Here is an 18,747-nt window from a genome sequence, read left to right as displayed (position 1 = left end):
GTCGGCTACTGTCGGCGCTGACGGGTAGCCTGCTGCCGCACGTCCTACCCCCGAGGAGCAAAGCCGTTGACCGCCGCCACAATCACCGCTGAGGATCCGCACGGATACACCGCGCGGCACCTTTCGGTGCTCGAAGGACTGGAGGCCGTACGCAAGCGGCCCGGAATGTACATCGGGTCGACCGACAGCCGCGGTCTCATGCACTGCCTCTGGGAGATCATCGACAACTCCGTCGACGAGGCTCTCGGTGGCCACTGCTCGCGCATCGAGGTCACGCTGCACGCCGACGGCTCGATGGAGGTCGGCGACGACGGGCGCGGCATCCCGGTCGACGCCGAGCCCAAGACCGGCCTGACCGGCGTCGAGCTGGTCATGACGCGGCTGCACGCCGGCGGCAAGTTCGGCGGCATCTCCTACACGGCCTCCGGTGGTCTGCACGGCGTCGGCGCCTCGGTGGTCAACGCCCTGTCCGCGCGCCTCGACGTCGAGGTCGACCGCGACGGGCACACGCACGCGATGAGCTTCAAGCGCGGGCTGCCCGGCGACTTCGCCGGCGAGGGCCCCGACGCCAAGTTCACCAAGAAGCCCGCCAAGCGGCACGGGCTCCACCAGGTCAAGCGGGTCGCCAAGCGCATCACCGGCACGCGCACGCGCTTCTGGCCCGACCGCCAGATCTTCCTCAAAGACGCGTCGATCAGCAGCGACACCGTCGTCGACCGGATGCGCCAGACCGCCTTCCTCGTGCCGGGCCTCACCATCGCCGTACGGGACGAGCGCGGCGATGAGGTCGCCGAGCACGAGTTCCGATTCGACGGCGGCATCAGCGAGTTCTGCGACCACCTGGCCACCGACGAGCCGGTCTCCGACGTGCTGCGCCTGCAGGGCCGCGGCCACTTCACCGAGACCGTCCCGGTCCTCGACGACCAGGGCCACCTCACGCCGACCGACGTCGAGCGCGACATCGACGTCGACGTCGCGCTGCGCTGGGGCACCGGCTACGAAACGATCACCAGGTCGTTCGTCAACGTGATCGCCACGCCCAAGGGCGGCACCCACGTGGCCGGCTTCGACCGGGCCATGGTCAAGGTGCTGAACGACCAGCTCCGCGCCACCAAGCTGATGAAGAACGGCGACGACCCGGTCATCAAGGACGACGTCCTCGAAGGCCTGACCGCCGTGGTGACCGTGCGCCTGCCCGAGCCGCAGTTCGAGGGCCAGACCAAGGAGGTCCTGGGCACCTCCGCGGCGACGCGCATCGTCTCCCAGGTCGTCGGCCGCGAGCTGAAGGACGCGTTCGACAACCCCAAGCGCGGCCAGAAGCAGCAGATGCGCGCCGTGCTGGAGAAGGTCGTCGCGGCCTCCAAGGCGCGCATCGCCGCCCGCCAGCAGCGCGAGACCCAGCGCCGCAAGAGCGCGTTGGAGAACTCCGCGCTTCCGGCCAAGCTGGTCGACTGCCGCACCGCCGACGACCGCAGCGAGCTGTTCATCGTCGAGGGCGACTCGGCGCTCGGCACCGCCAAGCTGGCACGCAACTCCGAGTTCCAGGCGCTGCTGCCGATCCGAGGCAAGATCCTCAACGTGCAGAAGGCCTCCGTGACCGACGTGCTGAAAAACGTCGAGTGCGCCTCGATCATCCAGGTCGTCGGCGCCGGCTCGGGCCGCACCTTCGACCTCGACTCGGCCCGCTACGGCCGCATCATCCTGATGGCCGACGCCGACGTCGACGGCGCGCACATCCGCACCCTGCTGCTGACGCTGCTCTACCGCTACATGCGCCCGATGCTGGAGGCGGGCCGCGTCTTCGCCGCCGTGCCGCCGCTGCACCGCATCGAGCTGACCAACCCCAAAAAGGGGCAGGACAAGCACGTCTACACCTACTCCGACGCGGAGCTCCGCAAGAAGCTCGTGGAGTTCGAGCGCCGCTCGGTCCGGTGGAAGGAACCCATCCAGCGCTACAAGGGCCTCGGCGAGATGGACGCCGACCAGCTGGCCGAGACCACGATGGACCCCCGCCACCGCATGCTCCGACGCATCCGCATCGAGGATGCCGAGGAGGCCGCGAGCATCTTCAAACTGCTGATGGGTTCGGAGGTGGGCCCGAGGCGCGAGTTCATCTCGGGCGGCGCCGCCGAGCTGGATGAGGCCCGCATCGACATCTGACCCGACGGGTCGCCCGTAGGCCGGATCGCGGCCCGGCTCCACCCGGGGGTGGAGCCGGGCAAGCTCCATCCGCGCGCCGATCCGCACCGGCCCGGCGCTTCCTACCGTCGAGACCATGCATGAGGTTCTCAACGCACTGATCGTCGTCGCCGTCGTCGTACTCGTGATCGTGCGCCGGTTCACCCGGCGGCGGGTCGACGAACGGCGGTTGCTGGTGCTTCCGCTCATCATCGGCGTCGTCGGCATCGCGCAGGGCCATCTGATCGACGCGCATCACGCCGAGCTCAGCACCGGCCTGCTCGCCGCCGAGATCGCCGCGGCCCTGCTGCTCGGACTCGGCCTCGGGGCGACCACGCACGTATGGCGGGAGGCGGACGGTTCCCTGTGGAGCCGGGGGACCTGGGCGACCTTCGGAGTGTTCATGGCGTCGATCGCCGTACGCGGTGGTCTGTACGCCCTCGGGCACGCGGCCGGAGCCCGGCCGGGGAGCGGAACGGTGCTCATCTCGGTCGCGGCGTGGCTGCTCGCCCAGAACGCGGTCATCAGCTGGCGGTCCCGCGAGCTCCCGGGCAGGGTTAGCGTGCAACCGTGATGGCAGAGTTTCGAAGCCGGCTCGGCGCCCGGCTGTGGCCGGCGTGCCGGCCGGGTCCTCACTCCCGGGACAGCCCGTACCTGCGCGTCGCCATCGTCGCCGCCGCGACCACGTGGTTCTTGTACGCGATGCTGCGCGAGCACGGACATTCCGGCCGCCCGCACGCCGGGCTGCACGGCGCCGACCTGGCACTCACCGCCGTGAGCGTCGCCGGGGCCGGCTGTCTCCTCCTCGCGCTGATGACATCCCGCCGCGTCCCGGCATGCAGCTGGATCTTCTACCTGGCCGGGGCCGGCGCGGGAGTCGCGCTGTACGCCATCGCGCCCGAGCGCCCGGGGAATGCCTTGATCTTCGCCTGTGTCGGGTTCGCCGGTTCGAGCGCGTCGATGCTGCGCTCCCTCCCGACGGCGGCGGTCGGATCGGTCGGGATGATGGTCGGCGTTCTGGCCGAGGGCCGTCCACTCGGCGAGCTGTGGACGATCGTCGGCATGCTGGGGATGTTCACCGGAATCCGGGCCGGCCGTACGCGCGAGGCGGCGCGGCTGACCGAGCAGCAGAACCTCATCCTGGCCGAGCGCTCCCGTATCGCCCGGGAGATCCACGACATCCTCGCGCACTCGCTGTCCGCCCAGCTCGTCCACCTGGAGGGGGCGCGGCTGCTCATGGTCAGCGGCCGTACGGACGAGGCGCTCGACCGGGTCGAACGCGCCCGCGGCCTGGCCCGCAGCGGTCTGGAGGAGACACGGCGCGCCCTGGCCACCCTGCGCGGCGACATCCCGCCGATGGACGTGGTGCTGCGCGAGCTCACCGACGAACACCGGCTCCTCGCCGACGCCGTCTGCGACCTGAAGGTCGAGGGCGAACCCCGGGACCTGGAGGCGAAGGCGAGCCTCGCCGTGATCCGCACCGCGCAGGAGGCGTTGACGAACGTCCGCAAGCACGCGCCGGGCGCGGCGGTCATGGTCGCGCTGCGCTACATCGACGGGTGGTGCGAACTGGAGGTCACCGACTCGGGCGGCGAACCCGGCCCGCTCGCGGGGAGCGGCGGAGGATACGGTCTGGTCGGAATGCGTGAGCGCGCCGAGTTGATCGGCGGCACACTGGAGGCGGGTCCGGTGGAGAAGGGGTTCAGGGTGCTGCTGCGGGTGCCGCTGTGACGCGTGTCCTGGTGGTCGATGACCAGACCGTCGTACGCGACGGGCTGGTGCTGCTGCTCGGCCTGCTGCCGGGCCTGGAGGTCGTCGGGTCCGCCCGAGACGGCGAGGAGGCCCTGCGCCTGGTCGCCGAACACCGCCCCGACGTGGTCCTGATGGATCTCCGCATGCCGCGCGTGGACGGCGTGGAGGCCACCCGGCGCATCAAGACGGAGTACCCGGCGGTGCAGATCGTCGTCCTGACGACGTACAGCGACGACGAGTCGGTCTTCGCCGCCCTCCAGGCGGGCGCGCGGGGCTACCTCACCAAGGACGCGGGCGCGGACGAGATCGCCCGAGCGATCGACGCGGTACGCGGCGGCGACGCCCAGCTCGACCCGTCGGTCCAGCGCCGCCTGGTCGACGCCCTCGCCACCGGCGGCCAGCCGTCCCGCCGCCGCAGAGGCGATCTCCCGGACGGCCTGACCCAGCGCGAGGCCGAGGTCCTGACCCTGATCGCCGCGGGCCGCTCGAACGCCGAGATCGCCCGCGAACTGTTCATCAGCGAGGCGACGGTCAAGACCCACATCAACAACCTCTTCGCCAAGGCCGGCCTACGCGACCGCGCCCAGGCCGTGACGTACGCGTACCGCAAGGGCCTGGCCGACCTGGGCTGACCGGTGCTCCTGCGGACGGTCGCCGGGGCCCGTGACGTGCCGCCGGGCGGCGAGGACTGTCAAGCTGGGCGCGTGCCCGTGGTCGTGACGGACGCGTATCGCGGGGGTTTGGCCGGCGTGGGCTGACGGGTGTTTCTGCGGACGGTCGCCGCGGCCCGCGACGTGCTGCCGGGCGCCCAGGACCGTCAAGCTGGGCGCGTACCCGTGGCCGTGACGGACGCGTATCGCGGGGGTTTGGCCGGCCTGGGCTGACCGGTGTTTCCGCGGATCGCTGCCGTGGTCCGCGACGTGTCGCCGGGCGGCGAGGACCGCCAACCTGGACGCGCACCCTGGCCGCGTAGAAGCGTTCTTATGTGAGCAGAGAATTTCGCTCACATAAGAACCCGTACAGAGGTGCCCCGTGCCCATGTCCGTGGCCTCGCCGAGTCCCGGCGGAGACGCCCGCCCTGCCATCGGCTCGACCGCCCACCGTTCCGGATCCCTGCGCCGGGTCCTCCGAACAGGGCGGCGGCCGTCGGAGGGATGAATCGCTGATCCGTACGGTCATGGGCAAGAGCGCGTAGATCCTTGCGACGCCGGGCGACGCGGGAGGACAAGAAGTGATCAGTCGACTACTGTGCGTTATGAAGCTATGTGAATGCTTTCTCAAGGAGAACCGGCGTGCGAAAGACCTTCATGATCGCTGAATGCCTCCGCCGTTACGCCTGGTGGCGTCTCAACCGTTCCGACGACCATGACGAGGGTCGCAACGCGCGGAGTGCGGTGGCGCTGCTCAACGCCGCCGCGTACGCCGCCGAGCTGCCCGACGACGCGCCGGTCCTCGATCGCCTCAGCGAGGCCGGCACCTTCACCGACGGCGAGTTCCGGCTCCCGCTGCCCGCCGAACGCATCGTTCGCTTCTGGCACTACGAGGAGCCGGGCGGCGGCCCGGACGACCTCCTCGAGGCGATCGCGGCCATGGCCGAGCCGCCGAAGATCCCCGCTCAGCGCGACGGCGAGCAGCCCCTGCACCGCTGATGCCGGCGCCCCCTCCCCGGCGCGCGCCGGGGAGGGGGCGCCGGGAGCATGCCCCGGCCCGCGACCGGGTGAGTTACTCCGGCTCCTCCGCCGACTCCGCCGGCTCCGTCAGCTGAGCCGGCGCGTCGGACGTGCCGACCGGGCCGGCGATGGCGGTGATCGGGGACGGGAGTTTCACGCCCGAGCCGTCACGGCGACCCAGCTCGGTCGGGAGGTCGAGCGGTTTGCCCGTCATGCCGGAGGCCCTGGCCGGGACCGGCCCGGCCCAGGCGAGGATCAGGATGTCTTCGCCCTTGAGGAAACGGTGGGCGCGGACGCCGCCGGTGGCGCGGCCCTTGGCGGGGTACTCGGCGTAGTCGGCGACCTTGATGGCGCCCGTCTGGGTGCCGGGCAGGGCGGTGGAGCTGCCCGCGATCGTGACCACGCGGGACTCCAGCTCGCCGTCGAGAGCGCCGAACCAGACGACCCGGGCGCCCGAGCTCAGCCTGATGCCGGCCATACCGCCCGCCGCGCGGCCCTGCGGGCGGACGCTGGACGCGGGGAAGCGCAGCAGCTGCGCGTCACTGGTGATGAACACCAGCTCGTGGTCCTCGGACTCCAACTGCAGCGCGCGGACGACCCGGTCGCCGTCCTTGAGGCCGATCACCTCGAACTCGTCGGCGTTCTTGGGGTAGTCGGGGGCGACCCGCTTCACCACGCCCTGTTCGGTGCCGATGGTCAGGCCGGGTGCGTCGAGCGACGCCAGGCCGACCACCGTCTCGTCCTTCTCCAGCGTGACGAACTCGCTCATCGGCGCACCGCCCGCCAGTGACGGTGGGGCGGCCGACGGCGGCAGCGCGGGGAGGTCGAGGACGTCCACCCGGATCATCCGGCCCGCGCTCGTCACGGCGCCGACCTGGCCGCGCGCGGTCGCTCCCACGATCGACACGATCACGTCGTGGGGTGCGCGCGCTCCCTCCGCGGGCAGCGGCTCGATCGACGTCGTACGGGCCAGCAGGCCGGTCGAGGACAGCAGCACCCGGCACGGGTCGTCGGCGACCTCCAGCGGCACGGCGGCCGTCTTCGTCTGGCCCGAGGACTCCAGGAGGACGGTGCGGCGCGGCGTGCCGTACGTCTTGGCGATCTCCGCCAGCTCGCTGGAGACGAGCGCGCGCAGCTTGGCCTCCGACTCCAGGATCGCGGTGAGCTCGGCGATCTCGCGGGTGAGCCGCTCCTTCTCGCTCTCCAGCTCCAGCCGGTCGTACTTGGTCAGGCGGCGCAGCGGCGTGTCGAGGATGTACTGCGCCTGGATCTCCGACAGCTCGAACGCGCCCATCAGGCGGGTCTTCGCCTCGGCGGAGTCCTCGCTCTCGCGGATGACCCGGATGACCTCGTCGATGTTGAGCAGCGCGATGACGAGGCCGTCGACGAGGTGCAGGCGGTCCTCGCGCTTCTTGCGGCGGAACAGGCTGCGGCGGCGTACGACGTCGATGCGGTGGTCGACGTACACCTGGAGCAGGTCGCGCAGGCCGAGCGTGCGCGGCTGGCCGTCGACGAGGGCGACGTTGTTGATGCCGAACGTCTCCTCCATCGGCGTCAGCCGGTAGAGCTCCTCCAGCACCGCCTCGGGGTGGAAGCCGTTCTTGATCTCGATGACCAGGCGGAGGCCCTGCTGCCGGTCGGTGAGGTCCTTCAGGTCGGCGATGCCCGAGATCTTCTTGGCGTTGACGAGGTCCTTGATCTTGGCGACGACGCGCTCGGGGCCCACGGCGTACGGGAGCTCGGTGACGACGATGCCCTTGCGGCGCGGTGTGACGCTCTCGATGTGGGCGGTGGCGCGGGTGCGGAAGATCCCGCGGCCCGTCTCGTACGCGTCGCGGACGCCCTCCAGGCCCACGATCTTGCCGCCGGTCGGCAGGTCGGGGCCGGGCACGAAGCGCATCAGGTCATCGAGTGACGCCTCGGGGTTTTTGATCAGGTGGCGCGCGGCGGCGATCACCTCGCCGAGGTTGTGCGGCGCCATGTTGGTCGCCATGCCGACCGCGATGCCCGAACTGCCGTTGACCAGGAGGTTGGGGAACGCCGAGGGTAGCACCTCCGGCTCCTGCTCCTGGCCGTCGTAGTTGGGCCGGAAGTCGACGGTCTCCTCGTCGATGCTCGCCACCATGAGGGCGGCCTCGCGCGACATGCGGGCCTCGGTGTACCGCATCGCGGCGGGCGAGTCGTCGCCGCCGAGCGAGCCGAAGTTGCCGTGCCCGTCGACGAGCCGCATCCGCATCGCCCAGGGCTGCGCCAGGCGTACGAGCGCGTCGTAGATCGCCGAGTCGCCGTGGGGGTGCAGCTTACCCATCACCTCGCCGACGACGCGGGCGCACTTGACGTGTCCCCGGTCGGGCCGCAGGCCCATCTCGTTCATCGAGTAGAGGATGCGGCGCTGTACGGGCTTGAGCCCGTCGCGCGCGTCTGGGAGCGCCCGCTGGTAGATGACCGAGTAGGCGTACTCGAGATAGCTGCCCCGCATCTCCTCCGAGACATCGACGTCGACGATGTTCTCTTCGAAATCCGGCGGGGGAGGGGTTTGCGTGCCGCGTCGTGCCATAACTGTCATTGTGACGGGTCGGCCCGACAGGTTGCGCCGTGGACGTCGGCGTGCCGCGGACCCATGGTGGAAGATGTCGCACCGGACCCGTCCACGAACTGGGGAGTGCCGCATGTACGCCGACTTCCAGAACGAGATCTATCTCAACGGCCTCACCGACATCGTCCCCTCACTGCCGACCGACCTGACCCGGCTCGAACCCCTGGCCGAGAAGAAGCTCTCCCGCGAGGCGTACGACTATGTCGCGGGCGCGGCCGGCACGGGTGACACGGCACGGGAGAACCGCGAGGCGTTCCGGCGCCATCGGCTGGTGCCGCGGATGCTGGCGGGCCACACGACCTGCGACCTGACCACCAGCGTGCTCGGCGAGACGCTGCCCGCTCCGGTGCTCCTCGGCCCCGTCGGCGTCCTGCGCCAGCTGCACCCGGACGGCGAACTGGCGGTCGCGCGGGCGGCCGAGAAGATGGGCGTCACCATGGTGCTGAGCACGGCCGCCTCGTACACGCTGGAGGAGGTCGCGGAGGCGGCCGGGCCGCGGTGGTACCAGCTGTACTGGCCGAACGACCGGGACCTGGCGATCAGCTTCCTCGAACGGGCGAAGGCGGCCGGCTACACCGCGCTCGTCGTCACGCTGGACACCTTCATGCTCGCCTGGCGGCCGCACGACCTCGACAACGCCTACCTGCCGTTCCTGCGCGGCCTGGGCAACCAGAACTACTTCGCCGACCCGGTCTTCTCCGCCGCGGCGGGCGACGACCCGATCCTGCACTGGGCCTCGCTGTTCGGAAACCCGTCACTGACCTGGGACGACCTGGTGTTCCTGCGTGAGCACTGGGACGGGCCGATCGCGCTCAAGGGCATCCAGGACACCGAGGACGCCCGCCGCGCGGTCGACGCGGGCATGGACGGCATCGTCGTCTCCAACCACGGCGGGCGCCAGGTCGACGGCGCGATCGCCGCCCTGGACGCCCTGCCGCCGATCACCCACGCCGTCGGCGACCAGATCGACGTGCTGTTCGACAGCGGAATCCGCTCGGGCGCGGACGTGGTCAAGGCCCTCGCGCTGGGCGCCAAGGCGGTGCTGGTGGCCCGCCCGTACGCGTACGGGCTGGCGCTGGCGGGCGAGGCGGGCGTACGGCACGTGCTGCGCTGCCTGCTCGCCGAGACCGAGCTGACACTGCGTCTGTCCGGCCACGGCGACGTGACCTCACCGTCCCTGGAGATCCTGCAGAACGTCACCTAGCCGTGTCGACCCGCTCCTTCAGGAAGAACGAGATGAGGGCGGTGACGACGCCGGCCGCTGAGACGACGAGCAGGGCGATGCGGTAGCCGTCGACGACGGGCGCGGAGCCGTGGCGGGTGACGGTGGCCGCGACGGTGACCAGAGCGGCCAGTCCGAGTGCGGCGCCGAGCTGGCGGCACATGTTGATCAGTCCGGAGGCGACCCCGGCGTTGCGCGGGGCGACGCCGGCCGTCGCCGCGACGACGGCCGGCATCATCATCACGCTCATTCCCGCGCCGACGACCAGGGTGGGAAGAAGCACGTGGGCGACGTAGTCCGAGTGGGCCGGCAGCCGGGCGAGCCACACCAGTCCGGCGGCGGTGACCAGGCCGCCGCCCAGCACGAGACGTCGCGGGCCGACCTTGGCGATCAGCCTCTGGGAGGCGAGGACGCCGAGGCTGATCACGGACACCATCGGTAGCAGGGACACCCCGGTGCGCAGCGCGCTCTCACCCAGCACCTGCTGGAGGTAGAGCGAGAGGAAGAACAGCGGAGTGGTGATCACGATGCCCCCGAACAGGCTCAGGACGTTGCCCACCCGGACGTTGTGCACCGCGAACACCTCCGGCGGGATCAGCGGCTCGTCGGTGCGGAGCTCGATGCCCACGAACGCGGCGAGCAGCACGGTGCCGGCGATGAGCGCGGCGAGCACCCGGCCCGAGGTCCAGCCGTGGTCGGGAGCGGCCGAGACGCCGTACACGATCGCGGCGACGGCGAGCGTGACCGTGACGGCGCCGGGGACGTCGACGCGGGGGCGGCTCCCGGACGCGGGGGAGGGCCTGAGGCAGGTGAAGGTGGCGATGAGCAGGCCGATGCCGATGGGCACGTTGACCAGCATCACCCAACGCCAGCTGAGGGTGGCGGTGAGGAGCCCGCCGAGTACGATGCCGGCGGCTCCCGCGCTGGAGGCGGCGACCCCCCACCAGGTCATCGCGCGCGTGCGCCGGCCGGGATCGGTGTGGCTGGCCGTGATCAGGCTGAGGCTCGACGGGGCGAGCGCGGCGGAACCGGCGCCCTGCAGGAAGCGCGCCGCCAGCAGCATCCAGCCCTCCTGGGCGAGACCGCCGAACAGGGAGGCGGCGGTGAACGCGACCAGGCCGAGCTGGAAGACGCGCCGGCGGCCGAACAGGTCGCCGGCGCGGGAGGCGAGCAGCAGCAGACCGCCGAAGGCGATCAGGTAGCCGTTGACGACCCACTGCTGCGCGTCGACCGACAGGCCGAGCCCGGTCTTCATCGACGGCAGCGCGACGTTCACGATGCTCGAGTCGAGCACCACCATGAACTGCGCCACGCACGCGATCACGGCGATGATCGCCAGGCTCACTCCCGGCTTGGCGACATCCTGCGCCTCATGCCCTGGGGAGGGAGCTTTCGCCACTTCCTCACGTTGACGATGGTGCGGCATGAGACGCTCCTCCACGAGTTGCCGGATAGGCTATCCGCCAACGATAGGCCGATGCCGGATAGGCTGTCCACTTGAGAGGAGATCGATGGCATCGGACCAGACCTCGTTTCCCGCCAGGCGGGCGGCCGCCGCGCGCAACCGCGACAGGATCCTGACCGCCGCCCGTGCGGCCTTCGCCGACCCCGCCGCGGACATCTCGATGGCCGAGATCGCCCGGCGCGCCGGAGTCGGCATGGCCACGCTCTATCGCAACTTCCCCGGGCGCCAGGAGCTTCTCGAGGCCCTCTACGTCGACGAGGTCGACGCGCTCTGCGCGGCTGCCGGCTCCGCGGACGGACAGGCCCCCGGCGCGGCGTTCGCCACCTGGCTGCGCCGGGTCTTCGCCTTCATCCCCGGCAAGCGCCTCATCGTCGCCGAACTGCTCGAACACTCCGACGACGACCGCCCCGCCATCCAGGGCCAGCGCGCACGGGCACTCGCCGCCGGCCGGCCGCTGCTGGCCGCGGCGCAGCAGGCCCACGAGGTCCGCGACGATCTCACGCTCGAGCAGATCTTCGACATGATCGTCGCCATCGCCAAGATCCACGGCGACTCGGACTACCTCGAGCCGATGATCCAGACCATGCTCGACGGCCTCCGCCTGCCCACTGGTTCGACGTGAGTCGAACGTAAGGTCGATCCGACTTATGCTTGACCGGTGAGCGAAGAGGCGATCCACCCCCCGGCGGAGGCGCTGAGCCTGCCCAGGGTGCTGGCGGCGCTGGCCGACCCCGCGCGCCTGGCCACCGTGCGCACGCTGGCCCGCGTCGGCGAGTCCTCCTGCGGGCAGATCCAGCACGACGCCGGCCTGGTGGTGAGCAAGTCCACGATGTCCCACCACCTGCGCATCCTGCGCGAGGCCGGCATCACGCAGTCCCGCGTCCAGGGCGCCCGCCGCCTCCTCACGCTCCGCCGCGACGACCTCGACGCCCGCTTCCCGGGTCTGCTCGACGCCGTCATCCAGCCCGAGCTCGCCCGGCTTCACTGAACGGCGTCCCCAACCGACGGTGGGTGCTGATACCAAGGACCCATGGCCGACGACATCGAGTTGAGGCAGCGCGCCGAGACGCGCCTGCGCGAGCTCGCCGGGGAGCACGCCCGGCTCCGTGAGGACCAGTGGACCGCGATCCGCGCCCTGGTCGTCGAGCGGCGGCGCGCCCTCGTCGTCCAGCGCACCGGGTGGGGCAAGTCGGCGGTCTACTTCGTCGCCACCTCCCTGCTGCGCGAGCGCGGCGCCGGCCCGACGGTGATCGTCAGCCCGCTGCTCGCCCTCATGCGCAACCAGATCGCCGCCGCCGAGCGGGCCGGCATCCACGCCGCCACGATCAACTCCTCCAACACCGACGACTGGGAGCGGATCTTCACCGACGTCCAGGACGGCGCGGTCGACCTGCTGCTCGTCAGCCCCGAACGCCTCAACAACCCCGACTTCCGCGACCAGGTCCTGCCCAAGCTCGCGGCCGGTGCGGGCCTGGTCGTCGTCGACGAGGCGCACTGCATCTCCGACTGGGGCCATGACTTCCGGCCCGACTACCGCCGGCTCCGCACGCTCTTCGCCGACCTGCCGCCCGGCGTCCCGGTGCTCGCCACCACCGCCACCGCCAACGCGCGCGTGACCCGTGACGTCGCCGACCAGCTCAGCACCGGAGACGAGACGCTCGTCCTGCGCGGGCCGCTCGACCGCGAAAGCCTGCGCCTGTCCGTCGTGGGCCTGCCGGGCGCCGAGCACCGGCTGGCCTGGCTCGCCGAGCGGCTCGCCGAACTCCCCGGCTCCGGCATCATCTACACGCTCACCGTCGCGGCGGCGCAGGAGATCGCCGCGTTCCTGCGCGACCGTGGGTACGCCGTCGCCGCCTACACCGGCCAGACCGAGCAGGCCGAGCGCCTGCAGGCCGAGCAGGACCTCCTCGACAACAAGGTCAAGGCGCTCGTCGCGACCAGCGCCCTGGGCATGGGCTTCGACAAGCCCGACCTCGGCTTCATCGTGCACGTGGGCGCGCCGCAGTCGCCGGTCGCCTACTACCAGCAGATCGGCCGGGCCGGCCGCGGCGTCGAGCGGGCCGAGGTGATCCTCCTGCCGGGCGCCGAGGACCGCGAGATCTGGGCGTACTTCGCCGGCCTGGCCTTCCCCGCCGAGCAGGTCGTGCGCCTGGCGCTGCGCGTGCTGGAGGAGGAGGGCACGCTGTCCACGGCAGCCCTGGAGACCCGCGTCGACCTCGGGCGCAGCCGCCTGGAGATGATGCTGAAGGTCCTCGACGTCGACGGCGCCGTGCGGCGGGTGCGCGGCGGCTGGACCGCCACCGGCGAGCCGTGGGCCTACGACCGCGAGCGGTACGAGCGCGTCGCGGCGGAGCGCTCCCGCGAGCAGCGCGCCATGCTCGACTACGAGGCGACCGGCGCCTGCCGCATGGAGTTCCTCCGCCGCGAGCTGGACGACCTTGAGGCCGCCCCCTGCGGACGCTGCGACAACTGCACCGGCAGCCACCGTTCCGCCGAGGTCTCCGACGCGGGCGCCGCGTCCGCCCGCGACCGGCTGAGCCGCCCGGGAGTGGAGGTGACGCCGCGCCGCATGTGGCCCACGGGAATGAAGGACGAGGGCATCGCGGGCCGGATCCCGCCGGGCCTGCAGGCGGCGCCCGGCCGTGCGCTGGGGCGGCTCACCGACCTCGGCTGGGGCACCCGGCTGCGCCGTCTCCTGGCCGACGGCGCGCCGGACGCCCCGGTGGCCGACGACGTCTTCGCCGCCGTCGTCTCGGTGCTGTCCGCCTGGGACTGGGAGCAGCGCCCGGCCGGGGTGATCGCCATGGCGTCCGCGACCCGGCCCGGCATGATCGCCGACCTCGCGCGGCGCGTCGCGACGATCGGCCGGTTGCCCTACCTCGGCGAGATCGCCTACACCGCCGGCGGCCCGGGGCCGCGCCGCCACAACAGCGCCCAGCGGGTCCGTACGCTCTGGACCGCCATGGCCGTACCGGAGGGGCTCGGCGAGCTCACCGGTCCGGTGCTGCTCGTGGACGACCAGGTCGACACCGGCTGGACGATGACCGTCGCGGCGAAGCTGCTGCGGGAGGCCGGAGCATCCGCGGTGCTGCCGCTCGCCCTCGCGGTGACGTCCTGACCCCGGACCCGCACGATTCGCGAATCCGAAACGACCGTTCTCGCCGCTTTCCTCGCAGGTAAAGTGAGGTTTGCGGCGAGTGACCAACGGTGTCCGGTTCTGCCGGGCGCTGATCGTTGGACGCGGGGGACAGGGGATGCACACCACGGGAGCGGCTCTCGGGGCCCGTCTGCTGGGGTTGACCCGGTGGATGCGGCCCGCCGTCGCGCCGGTCGGCCCGGCGCCTGAGCTCTCGCATGCCTCAGCGGTCACCTGCACGGGTGTTCCCGCGCGCACCGGTCCGCCCGCCCGTACGGAGGACGCCGGCGACGGGCGCCACGAGTTCGACGGCCCGCACGTCGCCGCCCTGAGGGGACGCCGGGTCGTGGCCGGACCGCGGGAGGCCGAGGCGGAGTGCCCGGACGCGCGGGTCTGCTACGTGTACGGCGTCGTCCCGGCGTCCACGCGTCTGCCCGACGGCCTGCGCGGCACCGGCGGCGGCCGGGTCCGCCTGGTCCGGTGCGGCGACCTCGCCGCCGTGATCAGCGAGATCCCGCCCACCGGGGCGCTGGGCACCCGCGAGGAACTCCTCGCGCACGAGAACGTCGTCGCGTCGCTGGCCGCGCACACCACCATGCTGCCGCTGCGGTTCAGCGCCGTGGTGACCACGGCCGCCGGCGCGGTGGAGGAGATGCTCGAGCCGTACTACGACTGGTTCACCGGCGTCCTCGCCGAGCTGGAGGGCCGGGCGGAGTACAGCGTGTCGGGAATCTACGTCCAGGACACGGTGCTGCGCGAGGTCCTCGCCGAGGAGCCGGAGGTGATGCGGCTGAGGGACAGCCTGCGCGGGCTCCCGGACGACGCCGCGTACCACGACCGCGTCCGCCTCGGCGAGCTGATCGTCCACGCGCTCGACGCCAAGCGCGAGGCCGACACCGACGAACTCGTGCGGACGCTGTCGCCCCACGCCGTGTCCGTCGCGCCGCGCCCGCCGGTCGACGAGGACACCGCCGCGGACGCGGCCTTCCTCGTCGCCGACGGCGATCGGGCGAGCTTCCGCAAGGCCGTGGACGAGCTCGGGTATCGCTGGGCGGGCCGGATCAGGCTTCGCGTGCAGGGCCCCCTGGCCCCGTACGACTTCGTGCCCTCACCGCCGGACGGCCGTACCGGCTGAGCGGTCGTCAGAGGATCGGCCGGGCGCCCAGGTGGCCGATCGCGCGGGCCGCGAGGCGGCATCCCGCCGCCAGTGCCTCCGCCGGCGGCTTGCCGTCGAGCCACGCGGGCAGGAAGCCCGCCACGAACGCGTCGCCGCCGCCCGTGCCGTCGATGACCTCCTCGACCGGCTCCGCCGGAGCGCGTACGGGCTCGGCGCGGCCGTTGGTGTACCAGAGCGCGCCTTCGTCGGCGAGCTTCACCACGACCTGGGAGTACCACGCGGTCAGGACCTTGGCGGCCTGTTCGGGGTTCTCCCGCCCGGTCAGGGCCTCGGCCTGCGCGGAGTTGACGATGAGCAGCCGCGCGCCCTGGGTCCAGTCGAGGAAGGGCTCGGCGCCGGCCCGCTTGAGCAGGGAGTTGGCGCCGCCGTCGACCGTGATCGACATCTGGGCGTTCTGCGCGAGCTTCATGGCGTGCAGAGCCGCCTTACGGGATCCCTCGTTGAGCAGGGAGTACCCGGACACGTGCAGGTGCGCGCCGGGGGCGAACAGATCCTGCGGGATGTCCTCGGGCAGCAGCGCGGCGTTGGCGCCCGGATCGGACAGCATGGTGCGGTCGCCCTTGTGGGTGACCATGACCACACAGGTGCCGGTGGCGCGTTCGGGGTCCATGACGAGCCGGGCGTCCACGCCGTAGCCCATGAGTTCCATGTCACGGTTGCGACCCGTGATGTCGGCGCCACGGCGCCCGACGAAGGCGGACTCGACGCCCTCGACGGCGAGCCAGGACGCGACGTTGGCGCCGGAACCACCGCCGTGCATCGTCACCTTGGCGGGCGTGTCGCCGCCTTTCGCCAGCGGGTATGCTGCCCGCGCGACGGCATCGGTCATAAGATCACCGACCACGACCACGCGCGTCATGACGTCACCACCCTGTTCTGCGGTCGCCGCCCTTGTGGGCGAGCGGGAGCTGCGACCCGGAGCAAAAACCTAACAGCTCCGAGTACCCCGATGGGTATCGAACGAGACGCGATTTTGGTATCTCGCATTACTCTCGACCTGTGCCGTATCCCGACCAATGGGAGGCCGACGTCGTCCTCGCCGATGGGGGAACGGCGCATCTTCGCCCCATCCGGGCCGATGACGCCGGGCTGCTACGCGAGTTCTATGCCAGGCTCTCCCCGGAGTCTATCTACTACCGGTTCTTCTCCCCGCGTCCCCGGCTTACCGACCGGGAGGTCGAGCACTTCACCACGGTCGACTACGACGACCGGGTGGCGCTCATCGCGACCATCGGGGGCGCGATGGTGGCCGTCGTGCGCTACGACCGCCTGCGCCCTGGGGCGGACACCGCCGAGGTGGCGTTCCTCGTCGAGGACGCCCACCAGGGCCGTGGGGTGGCCAGCGTGCTCCTGGAGCACATCGCCGCCGCGGCCCGCGAACGCGGCATCACCCGGTTCGTCGCCGACGTGCTGCCCGAGAACCGCCGCATGAGCAAGGTCTTCCGCGAGGCGGGCTACAAGGCCGAGCAGCGGTACGAGGAAGGCGTCCTGACCCTCAACCTCGACCTGGAACCCACCGAGACCTCGCGTGAGGTCATGGCGGCGCGTGAGCACCGGGCCGAGTCCCGCTCGATCGGCCGGCTGCTGTCGCCGCGCTCGGTCGCGGTGATCGGCGCCAGCCGCGAGGAGCACAGCGTGGGCCAGAGCGCGCTGCGGAACCTGCTCGCGGGCGGTTTCGCCGGGCCCGTCTACCCCGTGCACCCGAGCGCCACCGCCGTCTGCAGCGTCCGGGCCTACAAGACCGTCGCCGACGTGCCCGGCGACGTGGACCTCGCCGTCGTGGCGGTCCCCGCCGAGGCGGTGGCCGACGTGGTCGCGCAGTGCGCCGCCAAGGACGTGCACGGTCTCGTCGTCCTGTCCTCCGGGTTCGGCGAGACGGGTCCGGAGGGCCGGGCGCGGCAGAACGAGCTCGTACGCCTCGCGCGTGCGGGCGGCATGCGCGTGGTCGGGCCGAACTGCCTGGGCATCGCCAACAACGCCGACGGCCTGAACGCCACCCTCGCGCCGACGCTGCCGCGCCACGGGCCCATCGGATTCTTCTCCCAGTCCGGCGCCCTCGGCATCACGATCCTGCAGTGGGCCGCCGAGCGCGATCTCGGGCTGTCGACGTTCGTGTCCGCGGGCAACCGCGCCGACGTCTCGGGCAACGACCTGATGCAGTACTGGGAGGAGGACCCGGACACCGCCGTCGTCCTGCTCTACCTCGAGTCGATCGGCAACCCGCGCAAGTTCACGCGGCTGGCCCGCCGGATCAGTCGCAGCAAGCCGATCGTCGCGGTCAAGAGCGGCCGGACGACCCAGGGCGTGCCGCTCGGCCACGCGGCCCAGGCCCTCAGCCTGCCCGACCACGCCGTCAGCGCCCTGTTCGCGCAGGCCGGCCTGGTCCGCGTGGACTCGCTCGGCGAGCTGTTCGACGTCGCGCAGCTGCTCGCGTACCAGCCCCTGCCGCGCGGCGACCGGGTCGCGATCGTCGGCAACTCCGACTCGATCGGGCTCCTCGTCCAGGACGCGGCCACCGTCGCGGGCCTGCGCCCGCGGCGGCCGGTCGACCTCGGGCCCGAGGCGGGCCCCGCCGACTTCACCGCGGCGCTCGAGGAGGCCTTCGCCGACGAGGGGACCGACGCCGTCGTCACGGTGTTCGCCCCGGCCGTCCACGGCGGCACGACCTCCGACGTCGCCGCCGCGATCGTGGCCGCCGCCGACCGCGCGGACACGCCGGTCATCGCGGCCTACCTGGGCGAACGCGGCCTGCTGCACGGGTCCGTGCCGTCGTACCCGGCGCCGGAGAGCGCGGTGCGCGCCCTGGCGTACGCCGTGCGGTACGCGGGCTGGCGCCGCCGCCCGCACGGGCGGATCCCCGACCTGCCGGGGGTGGACCGCGATCGGGCCCGCGCGCTCGTCGAGGAACTCGCCGGGCAGGAGACGCCCTCACCGGAGCGGACCGCCGCGTTGCTCGCCTGCTACGGCATCGCGGTCGGCGGCGCCGGGCACGGCATCGCGACCAGGATCAGCACGTCCGAGGACCCCTCGTTCGGCGCGATCGTGTCGTTCGGGCTGGACGACGTGACCGCCGAACTCCTGGAGGACCGGGCGTACCGGCTGGCGCCGCTGACCGACGTGGAGGCGGCCGAGATGGTACGCGCCGTGCGCACCGCACCGCTGCTGCTGGGCCACCGGGGCGCCGAGCCGGTCGACACCGGGGCGCTGGAGGACCTGCTGCTACGGGCGTCGCGGCTCGCCGACGACCTGCCCGAGGTCGCCCGCCTGGACCTCGAACCGGTGCTGGTCGGCCCGGCGGGTGCGGTCGTACGCGGCGCGCGCCTGCGCCTGGCCGGCCCGCACGCACGACCCGCCGAGGACGCCCGCCGGCTCCGGCCTAGTTAGGAAGCTGGTTAGGAAACTCCTCGGGCTGCGGCGGGGGCAGGGGCTCGGGGACCGGCGGGATCGGGCTCGGGGTCGGTTCGGGTACCGGCTGGGGCGGTCCGGGCGCCGGTGGCACCGGACCCGGGGGCGGCTCCGGCGGCGGGGTCGGGGGCTCCGGCGGGGGCATC

Annotated in this window: 14 protein-coding genes; 11 read left to right on the top strand and 3 right to left on the bottom strand. The window is 72.1% G+C overall.

The features are described 5' to 3' along the window. The first annotated feature begins 66 nt into the window (after nt 1-66). From ACQEV1_RS39325 to ACQEV1_RS39305, 5 genes are all read left to right on the top strand, one after another. Nucleotides 67-2,160, top strand: coding sequence for a DNA gyrase/topoisomerase IV subunit B (locus ACQEV1_RS39325; RefSeq protein WP_285628137.1), 2,094 nt, complete (start codon nt 67-69; stop codon nt 2,158-2,160). Between the two features lie 115 nt (nt 2,161-2,275). Further along, nucleotides 2,276-2,752, top strand: coding sequence for a hypothetical protein (locus tag ACQEV1_RS39320; protein WP_433401488.1), 477 nt, complete (start codon nt 2,276-2,278; stop codon nt 2,750-2,752). Next, nucleotides 2,752-3,909: a histidine kinase gene (locus ACQEV1_RS39315; protein WP_285628141.1), complete on the top strand. Its 1,158-nt coding sequence runs from the start codon at nt 2,752-2,754 to the stop codon at nt 3,907-3,909. The genes ACQEV1_RS39320 and ACQEV1_RS39315 overlap by 1 nt, the downstream gene beginning before the upstream one ends. Continuing rightward, a complete protein-coding gene (locus tag ACQEV1_RS39310) occupies nt 3,906-4,562 on the top strand; it encodes a response regulator transcription factor (RefSeq protein WP_285580163.1) in 657 nt (218 codons plus the stop codon). The genes ACQEV1_RS39315 and ACQEV1_RS39310 overlap by 4 nt, the downstream gene beginning before the upstream one ends. Before the next feature lie 660 nt (nt 4,563-5,222). Further along, entirely contained in the window at nt 5,223-5,579 is a 357-nt protein-coding gene (locus tag ACQEV1_RS39305; protein ID WP_285580161.1) for a hypothetical protein, read from the top strand. Between the two features lie 73 nt (nt 5,580-5,652). On the opposite strand, the gene ACQEV1_RS39300 is transcribed toward ACQEV1_RS39305, so the two are convergent. Beyond that, on the bottom strand, nt 5,653-8,157 hold the full coding sequence (locus ACQEV1_RS39300) for a DNA gyrase/topoisomerase IV subunit A (protein WP_433401485.1): 2,505 nt from the start codon (nt 8,155-8,157) through the stop codon (nt 5,653-5,655). Nucleotides 8,158-8,269: 112 nt separating this feature from the next. Here ACQEV1_RS39300 and ACQEV1_RS39295 point away from each other — a divergent pair, with 112 nt between their 5' ends. Next, on the top strand, nt 8,270-9,400 hold the full coding sequence (locus tag ACQEV1_RS39295; RefSeq protein ID WP_285628147.1) for a lactate 2-monooxygenase: 1,131 nt from the start codon (nt 8,270-8,272) through the stop codon (nt 9,398-9,400). On the opposite strand, the gene ACQEV1_RS39290 is transcribed toward ACQEV1_RS39295, so the two are convergent. Continuing rightward, nucleotides 9,393-10,817 carry a DHA2 family efflux MFS transporter permease subunit gene (locus ACQEV1_RS39290; protein WP_433401483.1) on the bottom strand — a complete coding sequence of 475 codons (1,425 nt, stop codon included), beginning with the start codon at nt 10,815-10,817 and terminating at the stop codon, nt 9,393-9,395. The two genes, ACQEV1_RS39295 and ACQEV1_RS39290, sit on opposite strands and share 8 nt — an antisense overlap. A 112-nt stretch (nt 10,818-10,929) precedes the next feature. Between ACQEV1_RS39290 and ACQEV1_RS39285 the strand changes: the two genes are divergently transcribed. The 4 genes from ACQEV1_RS39285 to ACQEV1_RS39270 all read left to right on the top strand — a co-directional run bounded on the left by ACQEV1_RS39285 (nt 10,930) and on the right by ACQEV1_RS39270 (nt 15,154). After that, nucleotides 10,930-11,505 (top strand): TetR/AcrR family transcriptional regulator, encoded by a 576-nt coding sequence (locus tag ACQEV1_RS39285; RefSeq protein ID WP_433401481.1) that lies wholly within the window; start codon nt 10,930-10,932, stop codon nt 11,503-11,505. A gap of 36 nt (nt 11,506-11,541) precedes the next feature. After that, on the top strand, nt 11,542-11,871 hold the full coding sequence (locus ACQEV1_RS39280; RefSeq protein WP_433401479.1) for an ArsR/SmtB family transcription factor: 330 nt from the start codon (nt 11,542-11,544) through the stop codon (nt 11,869-11,871). Nucleotides 11,872-11,913: 42 nt separating this feature from the next. Next, the gene (locus tag ACQEV1_RS39275) at nt 11,914-14,001 is read left to right on the top strand and encodes a RecQ family ATP-dependent DNA helicase (protein WP_433401477.1); all 2,088 of its coding nucleotides are present in this window, start codon (nt 11,914-11,916) and stop codon (nt 13,999-14,001) included. 79 nt (nt 14,002-14,080) lie between these two features. Continuing rightward, nucleotides 14,081-15,154, top strand: coding sequence for a GvpL/GvpF family gas vesicle protein (locus ACQEV1_RS39270; protein WP_433401475.1), 1,074 nt, complete (start codon nt 14,081-14,083; stop codon nt 15,152-15,154). Nucleotides 15,155-15,161: 7 nt separating this feature from the next. Here ACQEV1_RS39270 and ACQEV1_RS39265 read toward each other — a convergent pair whose 3' ends face one another. Next, nucleotides 15,162-16,055 carry a carbohydrate kinase family protein gene (locus tag ACQEV1_RS39265; RefSeq protein ID WP_285580153.1) on the bottom strand — a complete coding sequence of 298 codons (894 nt, stop codon included), beginning with the start codon at nt 16,053-16,055 and terminating at the stop codon, nt 15,162-15,164. Nucleotides 16,056-16,195: 140 nt separating this feature from the next. Here ACQEV1_RS39265 and ACQEV1_RS39260 point away from each other — a divergent pair, with 140 nt between their 5' ends. Further along, nucleotides 16,196-18,580: a GNAT family N-acetyltransferase gene (locus tag ACQEV1_RS39260; RefSeq protein WP_285628161.1), complete on the top strand. Its 2,385-nt coding sequence runs from the start codon at nt 16,196-16,198 to the stop codon at nt 18,578-18,580. Nucleotides 18,581-18,747: the final 167 nt, after the last annotated feature.

The sequence above is a fragment of the Actinoallomurus sp. CA-142502 genome (assembly GCF_050936355.1).
Lineage (GTDB): Bacteria > Actinomycetota > Actinomycetes > Streptosporangiales > Streptosporangiaceae > Actinoallomurus > Actinoallomurus iriomotensis.
This window is presented reverse-complemented; position numbering and strand designations above follow the sequence as displayed.

Excerpts from the sequence above, each read along its gene's own strand:
- ACQEV1_RS39300 (WP_433401485.1), bottom strand. The coding sequence starts at position 8,157 with ATGGCACGACGCGGCACGCAAACCCCTCCCCCGCCGGATTTCGAAGAG.
- ACQEV1_RS39275 (WP_433401477.1), top strand. The coding sequence starts at position 11,914 with ATGGCCGACGACATCGAGTTGAGGCAGCGCGCCGAGACGCGCCTGCGC.
- ACQEV1_RS39285 (WP_433401481.1), top strand. The coding sequence starts at position 10,930 with ATGGCATCGGACCAGACCTCGTTTCCCGCCAGGCGGGCGGCCGCCGCG.
- ACQEV1_RS39315 (WP_285628141.1), top strand. The coding sequence starts at position 2,752 with ATGGCAGAGTTTCGAAGCCGGCTCGGCGCCCGGCTGTGGCCGGCGTGC.
- ACQEV1_RS39295 (WP_285628147.1), top strand. The coding sequence starts at position 8,270 with ATGTACGCCGACTTCCAGAACGAGATCTATCTCAACGGCCTCACCGAC.
- ACQEV1_RS39265 (WP_285580153.1), bottom strand. The coding sequence starts at position 16,055 with ATGACGCGCGTGGTCGTGGTCGGTGATCTTATGACCGATGCCGTCGCG.
- ACQEV1_RS39320 (WP_433401488.1), top strand. The coding sequence starts at position 2,276 with ATGCATGAGGTTCTCAACGCACTGATCGTCGTCGCCGTCGTCGTACTC.